Annotated in this window: 13 protein-coding genes; 5 read left to right on the forward strand and 8 right to left on the reverse strand. The window is 58.5% G+C overall.

All coding sequences use genetic code 11. The annotated features are described in order from the left end of the window. Positions 1-217: 217 nt before the first annotated feature. The 7 genes from CCX46_RS13345 to CCX46_RS13375 all read right to left on the reverse strand — a co-directional run bounded on the left by CCX46_RS13345 (position 218) and on the right by CCX46_RS13375 (position 8,708). A complete protein-coding gene (locus tag CCX46_RS13345) occupies positions 218-1,624 on the reverse strand; it encodes a sigma-54 interaction domain-containing protein (RefSeq protein ID WP_127927141.1) in 1,407 nt (468 codons plus the stop codon). A 166-nt stretch (positions 1,625-1,790) separates the two neighbouring features. Then, positions 1,791-3,365 carry an ABC transporter ATP-binding protein gene (locus CCX46_RS13350; RefSeq protein ID WP_127927143.1) on the reverse strand — a complete coding sequence of 525 codons (1,575 nt, stop codon included), beginning with the start codon at positions 3,363-3,365 and terminating at the stop codon, positions 1,791-1,793. A 9-nt stretch (positions 3,366-3,374) separates the two neighbouring features. After that, the gene (locus CCX46_RS13355; RefSeq protein ID WP_127927145.1) at positions 3,375-4,397 is read right to left on the reverse strand and encodes an ABC transporter permease; all 1,023 of its coding nucleotides are present in this window, start codon (positions 4,395-4,397) and stop codon (positions 3,375-3,377) included. Then, on the reverse strand, positions 4,397-5,458 hold the full coding sequence (locus CCX46_RS13360; protein WP_034154280.1) for a microcin C ABC transporter permease YejB: 1,062 nt from the start codon (positions 5,456-5,458) through the stop codon (positions 4,397-4,399). Before CCX46_RS13360 ends, CCX46_RS13355 begins: the two co-directional genes overlap by 1 nt. Beyond that, positions 5,458-7,326, reverse strand: coding sequence for an extracellular solute-binding protein (locus CCX46_RS13365; protein WP_127927147.1), 1,869 nt, complete (start codon positions 7,324-7,326; stop codon positions 5,458-5,460). The genes CCX46_RS13360 and CCX46_RS13365 overlap by 1 nt, the downstream gene beginning before the upstream one ends. A gap of 133 nt (positions 7,327-7,459) precedes the next feature. Further along, positions 7,460-7,741: a peptidylprolyl isomerase gene (locus CCX46_RS13370; RefSeq protein WP_007912303.1), complete on the reverse strand. Its 282-nt coding sequence runs from the start codon at positions 7,739-7,741 to the stop codon at positions 7,460-7,462. Between the two features lie 97 nt (positions 7,742-7,838). After that, complete coding sequence (locus CCX46_RS13375) at positions 7,839-8,708, reverse strand: lipase family alpha/beta hydrolase (protein WP_127930386.1); 870 nt, start codon at positions 8,706-8,708, stop codon at positions 7,839-7,841. A 334-nt stretch (positions 8,709-9,042) separates the two neighbouring features. Here CCX46_RS13375 and CCX46_RS13380 point away from each other — a divergent pair, with 334 nt between their 5' ends. Continuing rightward, on the forward strand, positions 9,043-10,119 hold the full coding sequence (locus tag CCX46_RS13380) for a hypothetical protein (protein ID WP_127927149.1): 1,077 nt from the start codon (positions 9,043-9,045) through the stop codon (positions 10,117-10,119). A 55-nt stretch (positions 10,120-10,174) separates the two neighbouring features. Here the strand turns inward: CCX46_RS13380 and CCX46_RS13385 are convergent, their stop codons facing one another. Further along, positions 10,175-11,251, reverse strand: coding sequence for a 3-deoxy-7-phosphoheptulonate synthase (locus tag CCX46_RS13385; RefSeq protein WP_127927151.1), 1,077 nt, complete (start codon positions 11,249-11,251; stop codon positions 10,175-10,177). Positions 11,252-11,867: 616 nt separating this feature from the next. On the opposite strand from CCX46_RS13385, the gene CCX46_RS13390 reads away from it, so the two are divergent. The 4 genes from CCX46_RS13390 to uvrC all read left to right on the forward strand — a co-directional run bounded on the left by CCX46_RS13390 (position 11,868) and on the right by uvrC (position 15,664). After that, entirely contained in the window at positions 11,868-12,629 is a 762-nt protein-coding gene (locus CCX46_RS13390) for a carbon-nitrogen hydrolase family protein (RefSeq protein ID WP_127927153.1), read from the forward strand. Further along, a complete protein-coding gene (locus CCX46_RS13395) occupies positions 12,626-13,069 on the forward strand; it encodes a GNAT family N-acetyltransferase (RefSeq protein ID WP_127927155.1) in 444 nt (147 codons plus the stop codon). The genes CCX46_RS13390 and CCX46_RS13395 overlap by 4 nt, the downstream gene beginning before the upstream one ends. A 127-nt stretch (positions 13,070-13,196) precedes the next feature. Then, positions 13,197-13,838, forward strand: coding sequence for a response regulator transcription factor GacA (gene gacA / locus CCX46_RS13400; RefSeq protein ID WP_016984198.1), 642 nt, complete (start codon positions 13,197-13,199; stop codon positions 13,836-13,838). Between the two features lie 2 nt (positions 13,839-13,840). Further along, complete coding sequence (gene uvrC / locus CCX46_RS13405) at positions 13,841-15,664, forward strand: excinuclease ABC subunit UvrC (protein WP_127927157.1); 1,824 nt, start codon at positions 13,841-13,843, stop codon at positions 15,662-15,664. The last annotated feature ends 29 nt before the right edge of the window (positions 15,665-15,693 follow it).

Here is a 15,693-nt window from a genome sequence, read left to right on the forward strand (position 1 = left end):
TAAGTTGTTGAAATATATGGAATTTACTGGTTGTAGGTAAAGGTTTTCAACGGTTTTGTCTCGTTTTAGAGACTACGTTAAACCGAAAAGATCGCAACCTTCGGCAGTTCCTACAGTGCGAGCGCGAATTTCCCCTGTAGGAGCTGCCGAAGGCTGCGATCGTTTGATCTTCAAACAATCCATCTACAGCAAGAGATCATTGTCTCTATTTAGAGACTCAGGCAATCCCCAACGCCACCATTTTCTTGTACAGCGTCGAACGTCCCAGCCCCAGTCGAGCCGCAGCTTCCGGCACTTTCCCCTGACATTGCGCAAGAGCTGCCTGAATCAATTGCCGATCAAATCTCTCCCGCGCCTGAGCAAATGTCTCGCCAGCCAGCGTTTCCACGGTACCCATCGACGCACGTTCAACCGGTGTAAACGTACCAATCGCCGCACGAATATCCTGCTCGGTCAGCATCAAGTCATCACTGAGCAACGCCGCCCGTTCCAGCACATTACGCAGTTCGCGAATGTTCCCCGGCCACGCGTGCTGTCCGAGCAACGCCAGCGCATCCCGGTGCAGTTCATGCTGGCTGCGCAGCTCTTCAAGAATCGCTTCGCTGAGCGCCGGCAGATCATCAAGACGCTCACGCAATGGCGGCACCTGGATCGGCAACACATTGAGGCGGTAGTACAAATCGGCACGGAATTCACCGCGTTTGATCGCCGCTTGCAGATCGGTCGAAGTCGCGGCGATCACGCGAACGTCGCTCTGAATCACCTCGTTGGAACCGACCGGTTCGAATTCCTTTTCCTGCAGCACACGCAGCAGCTTGCTCTGCAAGGGCAGCGGCATGTCACCAATCTCGTCGAGAAACAGCGTGCCGCCCTGGGCGATCTGCAGCTTGCCGGTGCGGCCCTTGCGGTCGGCGCCGGTGAACGCACCGGGTGCCGTGCCGAAAAATTCTGCCTCCAGCAGCGCCTCGGGAATTGCCGCGCTGTTGATGCTGACGAACGCTTTGTGCGCCCGTGGCGAGGCGCTGTGAATGGCCTGGGCCAGCAACTCTTTGCCGGTGCCGGTCTCACCGAGCAGCAACACCGGCGATTCGGCGCTGGCACTGCGTCGGGCACGGCGTTTGACTTCAAGGCTGGCGGCGCTGGTGCCGATGAAGTGGGCGAAGTTGTATTTGGTTTGCCGGGCGCGCAGCAGAGAACGGGTCGAGGCCAGTTCTTCCTGCATGCTCAAGTAGCGTTTGAGCATCGGCGACAGCGTGCGCAACTCGTCGAACAGGGCAAAACCGATCGCGCCGATGACCGTGCCGGCGTCATCGTGGATCGGCAGGCGCATCACCACCAATGGCTCTTTCGGCGTGTCCTGCATATCCAGAAGAATAGGGCGACCGGTGCGCACGACTTCCCGCAACAAGCTGCCGGGGATCACGCTTTCACAGGGTTTGCCGATCGCGCCTGTAGCCGATTCGAGACCGAAACGCCGGGCGTAGCGTTCGTTCATCCAGACGATGTTCGCATCACGATCGACAATCACCGTGCCCTCGCTGGATTGCTCGATGATCTCGAACAGCGAGCGGATCGCCAGGCTGCGAACCCGTTGGTAGTCCTTGAGGCTTTCGGTGGTGTTCATGGCGGCTGATCCTGATTGTGTATGGCCTGTGCCGGCCCCTTCGCGAGCAGGCTCGCTCCCACAGTAGATTGGGTCGTTCCCAAATTTTGTGTCCGGCGTGAACCTTGTGGGAGCGAGCCTGCTCGCGAAAGCCTCGACCCGGTTTCAAGCCGAACACATATGACGCCTACCCCGGATGCGCCGCCGCCAACAGCTCTTTGGTGTACGGATGCTGCGGTGCATCGAACACCTCATGACTGGCGCCACGCTCGACCACTTTGCCGTCCTTGATCACGATCATGTCGTGAGCCAGCGCGCGCACCACCGCCAGATCATGGCTGATGAACAGATAGGTCAAACCGTGTTTTTCCTGAAGCTGGCGGAGCAGGGCAACCACTTGTTTCTGCACCGTGCGATCGAGTGCCGACGTCGGCTCATCAAGCAGGATCAGCGCCGGTTTCAACACCAGCGCCCGCGCGATGGCAATGCGCTGGCGCTGACCACCGGAGAACTCGTGGGGGTAGCGATGGCGACTATCCGGGTCGAGGCCGACCTCTTTAAGCACGCGGATCACTTGTTCATCGCACTCATCGGCAGTCGACTCGCAGTGCACTTCCAGGCCTTCGCTGATGATCTGCGCCACTGACATGCGCGGGCTGAGGCTGCCGAACGGATCTTGAAACACCACCTGCATCTGTCGGCGCCACGGACGCATCTGTTTCTGATTGAGACCGTCGAGCGCCTCGCCCTGAAAGCGGATACTGCCTTCGGAGTCGAGCAGGCGCAGGATCGCCTGACCCAGCGTCGACTTGCCGGAACCGGACTCGCCGACGATGCCCAACGTCTTGCCACGCTGGATGCTCAGGCTGATGCCATCCACCGCCCGCAGGTATTGCTTGCGCTGGAACAGGCTGCCGCCGACGACAAACTCAACCTTCAGATCATTGACCTCCAGCACGTTTTCGCGTTCATCCCGGGGCAGGGCTTCGCCTTCGGGTTCGGCGTTGAGCAGCACGCAGCTGTAAGGATGTTTCGGCTCGGTAAACAGGGTTTCGCAGGGCGCCTGTTCGACGATTTCCCCGGCCTTCATCACGCACACGCGCTGAGCAATGCTGCGCACCAGATTGAGATCATGGCTGATCAGTAGCAGCGACATGCCCAGGCGTTGTTGCAGGGATTTGAGCAGCAGCAGGATCTTGCGCTGCACGGTCACATCGAGCGCCGTGGTCGGTTCGTCGGCGATCAACAGCTCGGGTTCGCAGGCCAGGGCCATGGCGATCATCACCCGTTGCCGTTGCCCGCCAGAGAGTTGATGCGGGTAAGCCTTGAGGCGTTCCTTGGGTTTCTGGATGCCCACCAGACCGAGCAGTTCGAGGATGCGCGCCTGCGCCGCTTTGCCGCCGAGGCCACGATGCAACAGCAGGGTTTCGCCAATCTGTTTTTCGATGGTGTGCAGCGGATTGAGCGAGGTCATCGGCTCCTGAAAGATCATGGCGATGCGGTTGCCGCGCAATTTGCGCAAGACCTTGGGATCCGCACCGATCAGCTCCTGTCCGCGATAGCGAATGCTGCCAGTGGTTTGCGCTTCGCTTTCGGGCAGCAATTGCAGAATCGAATGAGCGGTTACCGATTTGCCCGAGCCCGATTCGCCCACCAACGCCAGACATTCGCCGGGGCGAATGTCCAGACACAGGTCGCGCACCACGTTCTGGCCATGGAAGGCAACGTTGAGGTTACGGATTTCAATCAGGTTGTCAGTCATGGCCACGCTTCAGGATCGAGGGTCGAACGCGTCTCGCAACGCTTCGCCGATAAACACCAATAAGGAAAGGATCAGCGCCAGGGTGAAAAACGCCGTCAACCCAAGCCACGGTGCTTGCAGGTTCTGTTTGCCCTGACCGATCAACTCACCCAGCGAAGCACTGCCGGCAGGCATGCCGAAACCGAGAAAATCCAGCGCGGTGAGGGTGGAAATCGCCCCGGTCAGAATGAACGGCAAGTAGCTCAGTGTCGCGTTCATGGCGTTGGGCAGAATATGCCGGAAAATCACCTTGCGGTCGCTCAGGCCCAGCGCACGGGCGGCTTTGACGTACTCCAGATTGCGTCCGCGCAGGAACTCGGCGCGCACCACATCCACCAGTGCCAGCCAGGAAAACAGCGCCATGATCCCCAGCAGCCACCAGAAATTCGGTTCGACAAAACCGGAGAGGATGATCAACAGGTACAACACCGGCAGCCCTGACCAGACCTCCAGCAAACGTTGCCCGAGCAGATCGACCCAGCCACCGTAGTAGCCCTGCAATGCCCCGGCGGCGATGCCTATCAGGGCGCTGACAAAGGTCAGCATCAAGGCAAACAGAATCGACACCCGCGCGCCGAATATGACCCGTGCCAGCACATCCCGCGACTGGTCGTCAGTGCCCAGCCAATTGACTGACGTCGGCGGGCTCGGCGCCGGTTTGGTGAGGTCGTAGTTCGGCGTGTCGTCACTGAACGGGATCGGCGGGAACAGCAGCCAGCCACCGTCCTTGCGAATCAGGTTCTGCACGTAATCGCTGCGATAATCAGCCTGGAACGGCAGTTGTCCGCCGAACTCCTGCTCGGTGTAGCGCTTGAACACCGGGAAGTACCATTGGCCTTGATAGTTGACGACCAGAGGCTTGTCATTGGCGATCAACTCGCCCCCCAGTGTCAGCACAAACAGGCCAATGAACAGCCACAGCGACCACCAGCCACGACGGTTTTTCTTGAAGCGCTCGAAGCGCCGACGGCCCAGAGGCGAGAGCTTGAGCATCAGGCGTTCCTCGCGGCGAAGTCGATACGCGGATCGACCAGCGTGTAACACAGGTCGCCGACCAGTTTTATCAGCAGGCCGAAGAGGGTGAAGATGAACAGCGAACCGAACACCACCGGGTAGTCCCGCGAAACCGCGGCTTCGTAGCTCATGCGCCCGAGACCGTCGAGGGAGAAGATCACTTCGATCAGCAACGAACCGGCGAAGAACACACTGATGAACGCCTGCGGGATACCGGACACCACCAGCAGCATCGCATTGCGGAACACATGGCCGTACAGCACACGGCGTTCGCTCAGGCCTTTGGCGCGGGCGGTTACCACGTACTGGCGAGTGATTTCATTGAGAAACGAGTTTTTCGTCAGGATCGTCAGTGTGGCGAAACCACCAATCACCAGCGCCGTGACCGGTAGCACCAGGTGCCAGAAATAGTCGGCGATTTTGCCGAGAGTCGACAGCGATTCGAAGTTGTCCGACACCAGGCCACGCACCGGAAACCAGTTCAGCGACGTGCCGCCGGCAAACACCACGATCAGGAACATCGCAAACAGAAACGCTGGCATCGCGTAACCGATGATGATCGCCGTGCTGCTCCAGATATCGAAATGACTGCCATGATGCACGGCCTTGCGGATCCCCAGCGGGATCGACACCAGATAGGTGATCAGCGTCGCCCACAACCCGAGGGAAATGGTCACCGGCATTTTTTCCAGGATCAGATCGGTGACCGTCGCGCCACGGAAAAAGCTCTTGCCGAAATCCAGTTGCGCGTAGTTCTTCAACATCAGCCACAAGCGTTCGTGGGCCGGTTTGTCGAAGCCGTACTGTTTTTCGATGTCCTTGATCAGTTGCGGATCGAGGCCGCGACTGGCACGCGAAGTGCCGCTCATGGTTTCGCTGGCGCCGCCACCGACACTCGCGCCGCCGATCCCTTGCAGGTGGGCGATGGCCTGTTCTACCGGGCCGCCGGGCGCGGCCTGAATGATCACGAAATTGACCAGCAGAATGATCACCAGCGTCGGGATGATCAGCAGCAGGCGCCGCAGTATGTAACCCCACATCAGTGCGGCCCTCCGGGTCTGCCACGGGCAATTTTTTCGGCGGTCATCTGCTGATTGGTCAATGGTGTGCTGCTTATTTCCCACCAGCTCTCGATGGCTTCGTCATTGCTGGCTTGCACCGACGGTATGCCGAAACGGTTCCACCAGACGGTCGAGGTGCCGGGTGGATAGTAGTTGGGAATCCAGTAGTAATTCCATTGCAGCACCCGATCCAGAGCATGGGCGTAATGCAGCATGTCGGACTGGGTTGAGGCGCGAATCAGGCCGTTGATCAGCGTATCCACCGCCGGGTTTTTCAACACCATGTAGTTGTTCGCGCCCGGGTCGTTGGCCGACGCGGAAGCAAAGTAATTGAGCAATTCGCCTCCCGGCGAAGTGCTGACCGGGTAGCCCGTGACGATCATGTCGTAGTCGCGGCTCATCAGGCGATTGACGTATTGCGAGGAGTCGATGCGGCGAATGTTCAGGTCGATACCGATCTGTTTCAGCGTGCGCTTGTACGGCAGCAGCAAGCGATCCATGCCGTTCTGGCTGACCAGAAAGGTAAAGGTCAGCGGCTCGCCCTGGGCATTCACCAGTTGATCGCCATCCGGTTTCCAGCCAGCCTGTTCGAGCAATTCGAGTGCTTGCAATTGTTTGTCGCGGATCAGGCCGCTGCCGTCGGTCTTCGGCGCTTCAAAGACTTTGCTGAAGACTTCGTCGGGAACCTGGCCGCGCAGCGGTTCGAGGATTTTCAGTTCCTGTGCATCGGGCAATTCGCTGGCCGCCAGTTGCGTGTTGGAAAAGTAGCTCTGCTGACGGATATACATGCCGCGCATCATCTGCCGGTTGCTCCACTCGAAGTCCCAAAGCATGGCCAGGGCCTGGCGCACACGGCGATCGGCGAATACAGGTTTTTGCAGGTTGAACACAAACCCCTGGGCCGATTGCGGCGCCTCGGTGGCCAGATGAGCTTTTTGCAGGCGCCCGTCGCTCAGTGCGGGACTGTCGTAGCCGATCGAGTAGCCGGTGGCCGAGAACTCGCGGTTGTAGTCATAGGCACCACCGCGCAGCACTTGCCGAGCGACGTCGGTATCACCGAAGTACTCGATGCTGAAATGATCGAAATTGTAGAGGCCGCGACTGACCGGCAAGTCTTTGCCCCACCAGTCGGCGTTGCGCTCAAAGGTGATGCTGCGCCCCGAATCGACTTTGCCGACTCGATAGGGGCCGCTGCCCAGTGGCGGTTCATAGCCACCACCCCCGGCGAAATCGCGGCTCTTCCACCAATGCTCGGGAAATACCGGAAGGGTCGCGACGTCCAGAGGCAGGGTGCGGTTTTCATTGCTTTTGAAGTCGAACCGCACGGTCAACGGGCCTTCCACTTCGACGCCTTTGACGTCAGCAAACTGGGTGCGATAACGCAGGCTGCCCTGAGTCATCAATAAATCGTAGGTGTAGCGTACGTCTTCGGCGGTAATCGGCTTGCCATCGGCAAAGCGTGCCTTGGGATTGATGAAGAACCGCAGCGACAGACCATCGTCCGAGCGCTCCATCTTCTGCGCAACCAGGCCATAGACGGTGTAAGGCTCGTCCAGCGAGCGCTGGGCCAGTGGCGAATAAAGCAAGCCATCGATCTGAGTAACGCCGATGCCTTTGTCTATATAAGGAAGGACATGGTCGAAGTGGCCAATCTCGATGGCCGAGCGGCGCATCGTTCCGCCCTTGGGGGCTTGCAGGTTGGTGTAGTCGAAGTGGCTGAAACCGGCAGGGTACTTGGCAGGTTCGCCGTAAACGGTCAGCGCGTGTTGCGGTGCAGCGCTCACGCCAGCGGCACCCGTCAGCAGGGCGAGGGCGGTGAGCATCAATGTGGGGAAAACCAGTCGCATTGTCAGCCTTGGAACCGGGAAATCGATAAGCGCAAGTTGTACGCGAGAGGCGCGCGAGCCGCCAGCCGTATGTGTAACTGAAACGCAACGGCCCACCAGAAGGCGGGCCGTTGGTAAACAATCAGGCGACGGATCAGTCCTGACGGCTGGTGACTTCCAGCAGGTGATAACCGAACTGAGTCTTCACCGGACCTTGCACAACGTTGATTGGCGCGCTGAAGACCACGGTGTCGAATTCCTTGACCATCTGGCCAGGACCGAACGAGCCCAGGTCGCCGCCCTGACGGCTGGACGGGCAGGTGGAGTTGGCTTTGGCGACTTCGGCGAAATCAGCGCCGCCTTCGATCTGGGCCTTGAGTTCGTTGCACTTGTCTTCGCTGGAAACCAGGATGTGGCGGGCAGTGGCTTTAGCCATGGGGAAACTCTCCAATCTATTTCAGTAAAGTGTGGAGCCTACCGGATTCAGTGGGCGAATTCTCGGCAAAGTTCCGTTCGATTGTCCGTGGCTTTGATCAGAGATTCGCGGCGCACAGACGTTCGGCATGTTCAACGTACAGTCCAATCGGATCGGGCACAGCCGTGACGGGACTGGCTGTGCGGCGCAGGCTGCCCAGATGGTCAAGCGGATAGTCGGAGCGGATCACCTGTCCCAAGTGAGAGCTGAAACGGCCGACGAAGCCATCGTTCTGCTGCGTCTCGGTCATGAAATATTGCGACAGTGCATGGCAAATGTGCTGGGCGGGATCGAGTGTCGACGGGCTGTTTGCCGGCAGGACGCCGCTCCATGAGTAATAACGCACGCCGTTGACCTGTTCCGGGCCGTGTCCGCCCCAGGTCTTGGGCAGGCCCTGCGGAAATTTGTCGTTGAAATCGCCCACTCCTTCGGTCGTCAGCGCATTGAGCGCCGCCAGTGCGTTCTGCGGCAACGTCATGCTGCCGCTGAGCAACGAAAGGAAGTTGGCAAACAGCGTCGCGACGTTCTGTGCGACAGCCTCCGGCAGGCGCCCGGGTACCAATGCCTTGCGCAGAAAATCAGCCAGTTCCGAACCGTGGTTCGGCCCGCTGACGGAAGTCACCGAGGCTACGGCGTGTGGTGCAAGCGCAGCAGCGTATCGAGCCGCCAATGCTCCCTGACTGTGTCCGATGAGGTTGACTTTGTCGGCACCTGTGCCACGCAGCACACGATCAATCTGTGCAAGCAGTTGCTCACCCCTTGTTTCGTTTTTGTGGGTGGCAGAAAGGTGTGGAACAAACACTCGGCTGCCGGCTGTTTTCAAGGCGTCCTTTACATCATGGAACAGCTCAAAATGACCGATGCGCTCGAATCCGAACAGGCCGTGTACCAACAGGATGGGATAGCGAGTTGAAGCATTCCGTTGCATGTTCTTACCTTTTTCACAGAAGTTCATCGGGGAATCCGGAGGCCACTCTAAAACACTCATCTCGTTGAAGAAGTAGGAAGAGACTTCTCTTGGTCGATGAATCTGGACTAGGGGTTGTACGAATTTTCAGATACTTACGAAATCCGAATCCGAACTTGCAGCCATCTATCGCTGGGTTGATCGCGTTTTTGTGCAGTTTGCCTACCGAGTTCGATGCCTTTGCCGAGTGCCTGCGGCGGAGCCGGCTGACATCGGAAATGTGAGGGGTAGCGTTCAATGTTGGTTGTCGACGCCGCCCACGAAGCGGCGTTTTTTCCAAGGAATGGAGGCACTAATGAACACGCACGAAGTCGAGTTTTGCTACCGGATGCGCCACCACGTCAGTCCTTGTGTGGCGAGCGAGTTGCTGCCAGCGGTCACCATCGATTCTCTGGAGGGAACGGTGCTGGATCCTTCGCTGGGCAAGGTCGTTGTCCGAATCGCTCCTTATCCAGGTATGGCTTGCGGCGATCAGTTGCTGTTGAGTTGGGAGGGCCTCGATATAGAAGGCTTTGCTTACCAGCATGAAATGGTCCGCCATGTCAGCGCAGCCCAGGTCGGCAGGGATGTGATTTTCGTCATCAAAGGCCTGCATATCGCGGCGCTGGATGGCGGTTCGCTGCAGATCCACTGGAAGTTGCGTAGTGCTGGAGCCGAGCCTGCGCTGTCTTCGCCTGTGCAATTGTCTGTCGGAGATGCACGGTCGCAGTTGCTCGCACCGATTGTCGAGGGGCTGATCGGCGGGACGCTGGATCCGGCGCGAGTGCCCGAAGGCACGCTTGTCGTGCTCCAGCCTTATGCTCGAATGGCGGCGGGGGATCGGATTACGTTGCAGTGGGGCGCAGATGCATTGCCGGCAACGTTCAGCGATTGCTTGAAGGTCGAAGCCTTTGCAGTCGCGGAGGTGTTGTCATTTTGGGTGGACGGGGCGCATATCGCTGAGCATCTTGGTGGCGAGGTGATGGTGCGCTATCGCGTCGAACAGGTCGATGGAACGGTTCGCGAATCCGAAGCTGCAAGGATTCTGGTCACCCCGTTTCTGCGTGGTGAACTGGACGCTCCTGATGTGCTTGAGGCTGAAGATGGCGTGCTGTTGAAAGAGGATTCGATCGATGGCGTCACCATCGTGATGGGTAATGCTCAGACGCAGGAAGGCGAGTTGGTTTACCTCAAGTGCGACGGGGATCTTTTCAATCACCGGGATGACCGCGAAATCACTCGTGAGTCGGCGGGAAAACCACTGATCTTTATCGTGCCGCACCGATTCTGGCGTGAGCACCATGGCACGACTGTGCGTGTGTCTTACACGGTTGAGCGTCTGGACGATGTCAGTCAGGAGTCTGCGGTGGCGCGGGTGCGAGTGGAGGTTTAGCGGCAGCGTCGCCCGCCTTCCGGATTGCAATCAATTCGGAAGGCGGGCCTGGCAATCAGCCTTTGGCGTGTGCAGCAAGACGCTGCGCGGCGTCAAGGAGCAAGTGTTCCGTTGCGCTGAAACCGAGGCAGCCATCAGTAATCGAAACCCCGTAACGCAGGGATTCGCTCAGCGGTTGGCAACCTTCGAACAGGTGAGACTCAATCATCATGCCGATCAGAGCACGATCACCTTGCAAGCGTTGCTCAAGCACTTCGTTGAATACGGCAGGCTGACGCAATGGGTCCTTGCCGCTGTTGGCGTGGCTGCAATCGACCATGATCCGGCTCGGAATTTTCAGTCGGTTCAGGTCGGCATGGATTTTTGCCACGCTGTCGCGATCATGGTTCGGCCCTTTATGGCCCCCGCGTAGCACCAGATGGGTGTCGGGGTTGCCTGGCGTTTGGATGACGGCCGGATGCCCTTGGCTGTCGACGCCGAAATGCCGGTGCGGATGGGCGGCCGAACGCATGGCGTCAACGGCAATGGCGGCGCCGCCGTCGGTGCCATTCTTGAAACCGACCGGCATGCTCAGTCCACTGGCCATCTCCCGGTGGATCTGCGATTCAGTGGTGCGGGCGCCAATTGCGACCCAGCTCAACAGGTCATCGAAGTATCCGGCCGCCATGGGTTGCAGCAACTCGGTGGCCACCGGCAAGCCGAGGCGGATCATTTCCAGCATCAGCTCGCGCGACAGCGTCAGGCCGCCAGCCATGTCGTCACTGCCATCAAGATGCGGGTCGTAGGCCAGGCCTTTCCAGCCGACCGTGGTACGCGGTTTCTCGACGTAGGCGCGCATCACCAACAGCATTTCGCCGCTGACGTCTTCAGCCAGTCGAGCGAGCTTGCCGGCGTACTCAAGTGCAGATTGTGGATCGTGGATAGAACAAGGGCCAACGATGACCAGCAGTCGCGGGTCCTGGCCATTGAGAATGGCGCGAATCGCCTGACGATGGGCGGCGACTTGCAGGTTCAGGGCATTGCTCAGAGGCAATTGCTGTTTGAGTTGCAACGAGCTGGGCAGACGCAGGGTCAATGCTTCGTTGGCAGAGTTCAAAGTGGACAGCGGCAGAGCAGAAACGGACGAGTTCATATTTGGTCTTCCTGGGCTGGCGGCGGGTTCTTCCCGCTCGCTCGGCCCTACTGGGGTGTTCGACAGTTGGCCGTATTGGCTACGTGTATGTGCTTGCCACCTGTAGGTGACCGATCGGAGGCGGCAGGCTGTCCCGAGCGGAAGCTGGTAAATCGCCAGGCGCTGGAGCTGTCGTAACGGTAATAAGTGGCGTAGTTCATGTCGTGAATCCTCAAAATGTCTGGTGTGTTGCGGAAAAAGTCTGGGGCTGAAAAAACAAAACCCCCGGTCGGGAGGCCGACCGGGGGTTGAGAATTCTCTGGTAGGCGACCCGTTTTCATGGGCGCCGTTTGGGTATCAGGCGCGCCAGTGGCTAAACCAATACCCAAAATAAAAGCTGACCGGAGCGCAAACGTCATTTACCCGGGCAGCCGCAACCGAGCGCAAGGCGCTGGCGGTACGAAGCTGTGAAAGGGCGTTGAACATGGTCTGTCTCCGATGAATGGGCCGAGCTTACTAGAGGCCGATATGCCTCAGCAATCAGAAATTGCTATCGCATAATCAACAAAACGCCTATTGCTCGATTCACGCAAGAGTTGTGACACTCTGCGCTTCGCTTGATTGCCAAGGATGAACCGTGTCGACATTGACCATTGCCGCAGCCCAGAGCATTTCCATTGCCGGTGACCTCTCCGGGAATATTGCCCGACATCGTCGCTTCCTTGAGGCAGCAGCAGAGCAGGGTGTCGAGTTGCTGGTTTTTCCCGAGCTGTCGCTGACTGGCTACGAAGGAGAAACGGCCGCAGCGTTGGCGATCGAACCGCAAGATGCCGTGCTGCAACCGCTTAGGGATCTGGCCCGAAAGCTTGGGGTGACTGCCGTCGTCGGCATGCCAGTTCGGCTGGAGGACAGTGATTCGGTGCGCATTGGTGCTCTGGTCCTGGGGGCTGATGGTTCGCTCGGCGTTTACAGCAAGCAGCATTTGCACGCGGGCGAGGAATTGGTTTTTGCACCCGGTCTCGGCGGTCCGACATTGAACATCGGCGGCGAAGTGGTCGCGCTGGCAGTGTGCGCCGATTTCTCACATGCCAGCCATGCCGCGACGGCCGCAGACCAGGGCGCAGGCTTGTACGCGGCCGGCGTGTTGATCAGCGAAAAAGGTTACGCGGCCGACACAGCAATACTTCAGGGCTACGCCCGGCAACACGCAATGGCTGTGTTGATGGCCAATCACGGAGGGCTGACGGGTGGTTGGCAATCCGCTGGGCGCAGTGGCATCTGGTCTGAAGACGGTTCACTGATCGTCGCAGCTGCGGGGGCGGGCGACCTTTTGGTCGTGGCTCAGTGTAACGATGGTGTGTGGCAGGGACGGGTTGTCCCTGTGGTTGGCACGCCATGACATTTCAGCTTCGAGAGGCAGTGCCAGAGGATCTGGCGTTTGCCCGCGATCTCACCTGTCAGAACATGTTGCGCTATTACATTCGCCATGACCTGTTATGGCAGGACGAAGCGTTTGACGTGGCATGGTCAGGGCGGCAGAACTGGCTGGTAGTGCAGGGCGGGCTGACGGTGGGCTTTCTCAGTCTCAGCCGGGATATGCGCGCACTGTACATTCGTGAATTGCAGATTGCTGAAGCGTTTCAGGGGCGAGGTGCGGGTTCCTGGGCGATTGATCAGGTTATCGACATGGCCCGCAAAGAAAGGCGCCCGGCTTTGCGACTGACCGTATTCGAAAACAATCCGGCAAGAAACTTGTATGAAAGAAAAGGACTACAGGTTCAGGGTGCGGACGAGTGTTTTCTGCGAATGCAGCTTGATATCAGTACACGTGTGCTCTGAAAGCCACGGCCGGCAAGCCCTCAATGATGAATTGAAACTTTTTAAATGACGCATTCTGCTAGGTCTGCGTGGCACTTTTTGCTAAGGTGTCCGGCATTCCAATATGACCATATCGCGAGGTGTCTGCTTGATTAGGGTGCTAGTGGTCGATGACCATGATCTCGTTCGTACAGGCATTACACGTATGCTGGCCGATATCGATGGCTTGCAGGTGGTTGGCCAGGCCGAATCCGGGGAAGAGTCCCTGATCAAGGCCCGAGAGTTGAAGCCCGATGTGGTGCTGATGGACGTCAAGATGCCTGGCATCGGCGGCCTGGAAGCCACGCGCAAACTGTTGCGCAGCCATCCGGATATCAAGGTTGTCGCGGTTACGGTGTGTGAAGAGGATCCTTTCCCGACACGCTTGCTACAGGCAGGGGCTGCGGGTTATCTGACCAAGGGTGCCGGATTGCCGGAAATGGTCCAGGCCATTCGCCTGGTGTTTGCCGGTCAACGCTATATCAGTCCGCAGATCGCCCAGCAATTGGCTATCAAGTCCTTCCAGCCGTCCAACGATTCTCCCTTCGATGCGTTGTCCGAGCGGGAAATTCAAATCGCCTTGATGATTGTCGGCTGTCAGAAGGTACAGATCATTTCCGACAAGTTGTGTCTGTCGCCGAAAACCGTGAACACCTATCGCTACCGTATTTTCGAGAAGCTTTCGATCAGCAGCGACGTCGAGTTGACACTGTTGGCGGTTCGTCACGGCATGGTTGATGCCAGCCTCTGACCATGACTGAAACATTCGATTCCGGCGCGTTTCTGTCGACAGTCAGCGGGCGCCCTGGCGTCTATCGCATGTTCGACAGCGATGCGCGCCTGTTGTACGTGGGCAAGGCCAAGAACCTCAAAAAGCGTTTGGCCAGCTACTTTCGCAAAACCGGTCTGGCGCCTAAAACTGCTGCCTTGGTCGGGCGCATTGCGCAGGTCGAAACGACCATCACCGCCAACGAAACCGAAGCGCTGCTGCTTGAGCAAACCCTGATCAAGGAATGGCGGCCGCCGTACAACATCCTGTTGCGCGACGACAAATCCTACCCCTATGTGTTTCTGTCCGATGGCCAGTTCCCGCGTCTGAGCATTCATCGCGGAGCGAAAAAAGCCAAAGGCAAATATTTCGGTCCCTATCCAAGCGCTGGCGCCATCCGCGAGAGCCTGAGTCTGCTGCAAAAGACTTTCTTCGTTCGCCAGTGTGAAGACAGCTACTACAAAAACCGTACCCGGCCATGCCTGCAGTATCAGATCAAGCGTTGCAAAGCACCTTGTGTTGGCTTGGTCGAGCCTGAGGTTTATGCCGAAGACGTGCGCCACTCGGTCATGTTCCTTGAGGGTCGCAGTCACGCGTTGACCAATGAGCTGTCGACGGCGATGGAAGAGGCGGCGATCAATCTGGAGTTCGAACGAGCCGCCGAGTTGCGGGATCAGATCGCACTGCTACGTCGAGTCCAGGATCAGCAAAGCATGGAAGGCGGCACGGGGGATATCGATGTCATCGCGGCATTCGTCAACCCGGGCGGCGCCTGCGTGCATTTGATCAGTGTGCGTGGCGGACGCGTGTTGGGCAGCAAGAATTTCTTCCCGCAAGTCGGGATCGAAGAGGACGTATCGGAAGTCATGGCCGCGTTTCTTGGCCAGTATTTCATCAGCAGCCCTGAGCGCGATTTGCCCAGCGAACTGATCGTCAATGTGGTGCACGAGGATTTCCCGACGCTGATCGAAGCGATCCATGAGTTGCGGGGCCGCGAGTTGGCCATCAGTCATCGGGTGCGCGGCACGCGTGCGCGCTGGCAGCAACTGGCTGTAACCAACGCCGAGCAGGCATTGGGCGCACGTCTGGCCAACCGTCAACACACCGCAGCGCGGTTTGAGGCGCTGGCCGAAGTATTGAACCTGGATGAACCGCCGCAACGTCTGGAATGCTACGACATCAGTCATTCCAGCGGTGAAGCGACGGTTGCGTCCTGCGTGGTGTTTGGCCCTGAAGGTGCGATCAAGTCGGACTACCGCCGTTACAACATCGAAGGTGTCACGGCCGGTGACGATTATGCCGCCATGCATCAGGCCCTGACGCGACGCTTCAGCAAACTCAAGGAAGGCGAGGGCAAGTTGCCAGACATCTTGCTGGTGGACGGTGGCAAGGGCCAACTGTCGATGGCCCGGGATGTTCTGAACGAGTTGGCTGTGCCCGACCTGATCCTGCTGGGCGTTGCCAAGGGCGCCACGCGCAAGGCCGGCTTCGAAACGTTGTATCTAAATGATGCGGCGCATGAGTTCACATTGCGTGGCGACTCGCCGGCGCTGCACCTTATTCAGCAGATTCGCGATGAGGCTCACCGCTTCGCTATCACAGGACATCGCGCACGCCGTGGCAAAACCCGCCGTACATCAACACTGGAAGGCGTTGCGGGTGTTGGGCCGACCCGACGTCGCGACTTGTTGAAACATTTTGGTGGATTGCAGGAGCTGTCTCGTGCAAGCATCGAAGAGATCGCCAAAGCCCCGGGGATCAGTAAAAAGCTCGCAGAGTCGATTTATGCGAACCTGCATAGCGAGTAGAATGCCCCTTCACCTCGTAGCCAGTTGTG

The organism is Pseudomonas sp. RU47 (assembly GCF_004011755.1).
GTDB lineage: Bacteria > Pseudomonadota > Gammaproteobacteria > Pseudomonadales > Pseudomonadaceae > Aquipseudomonas.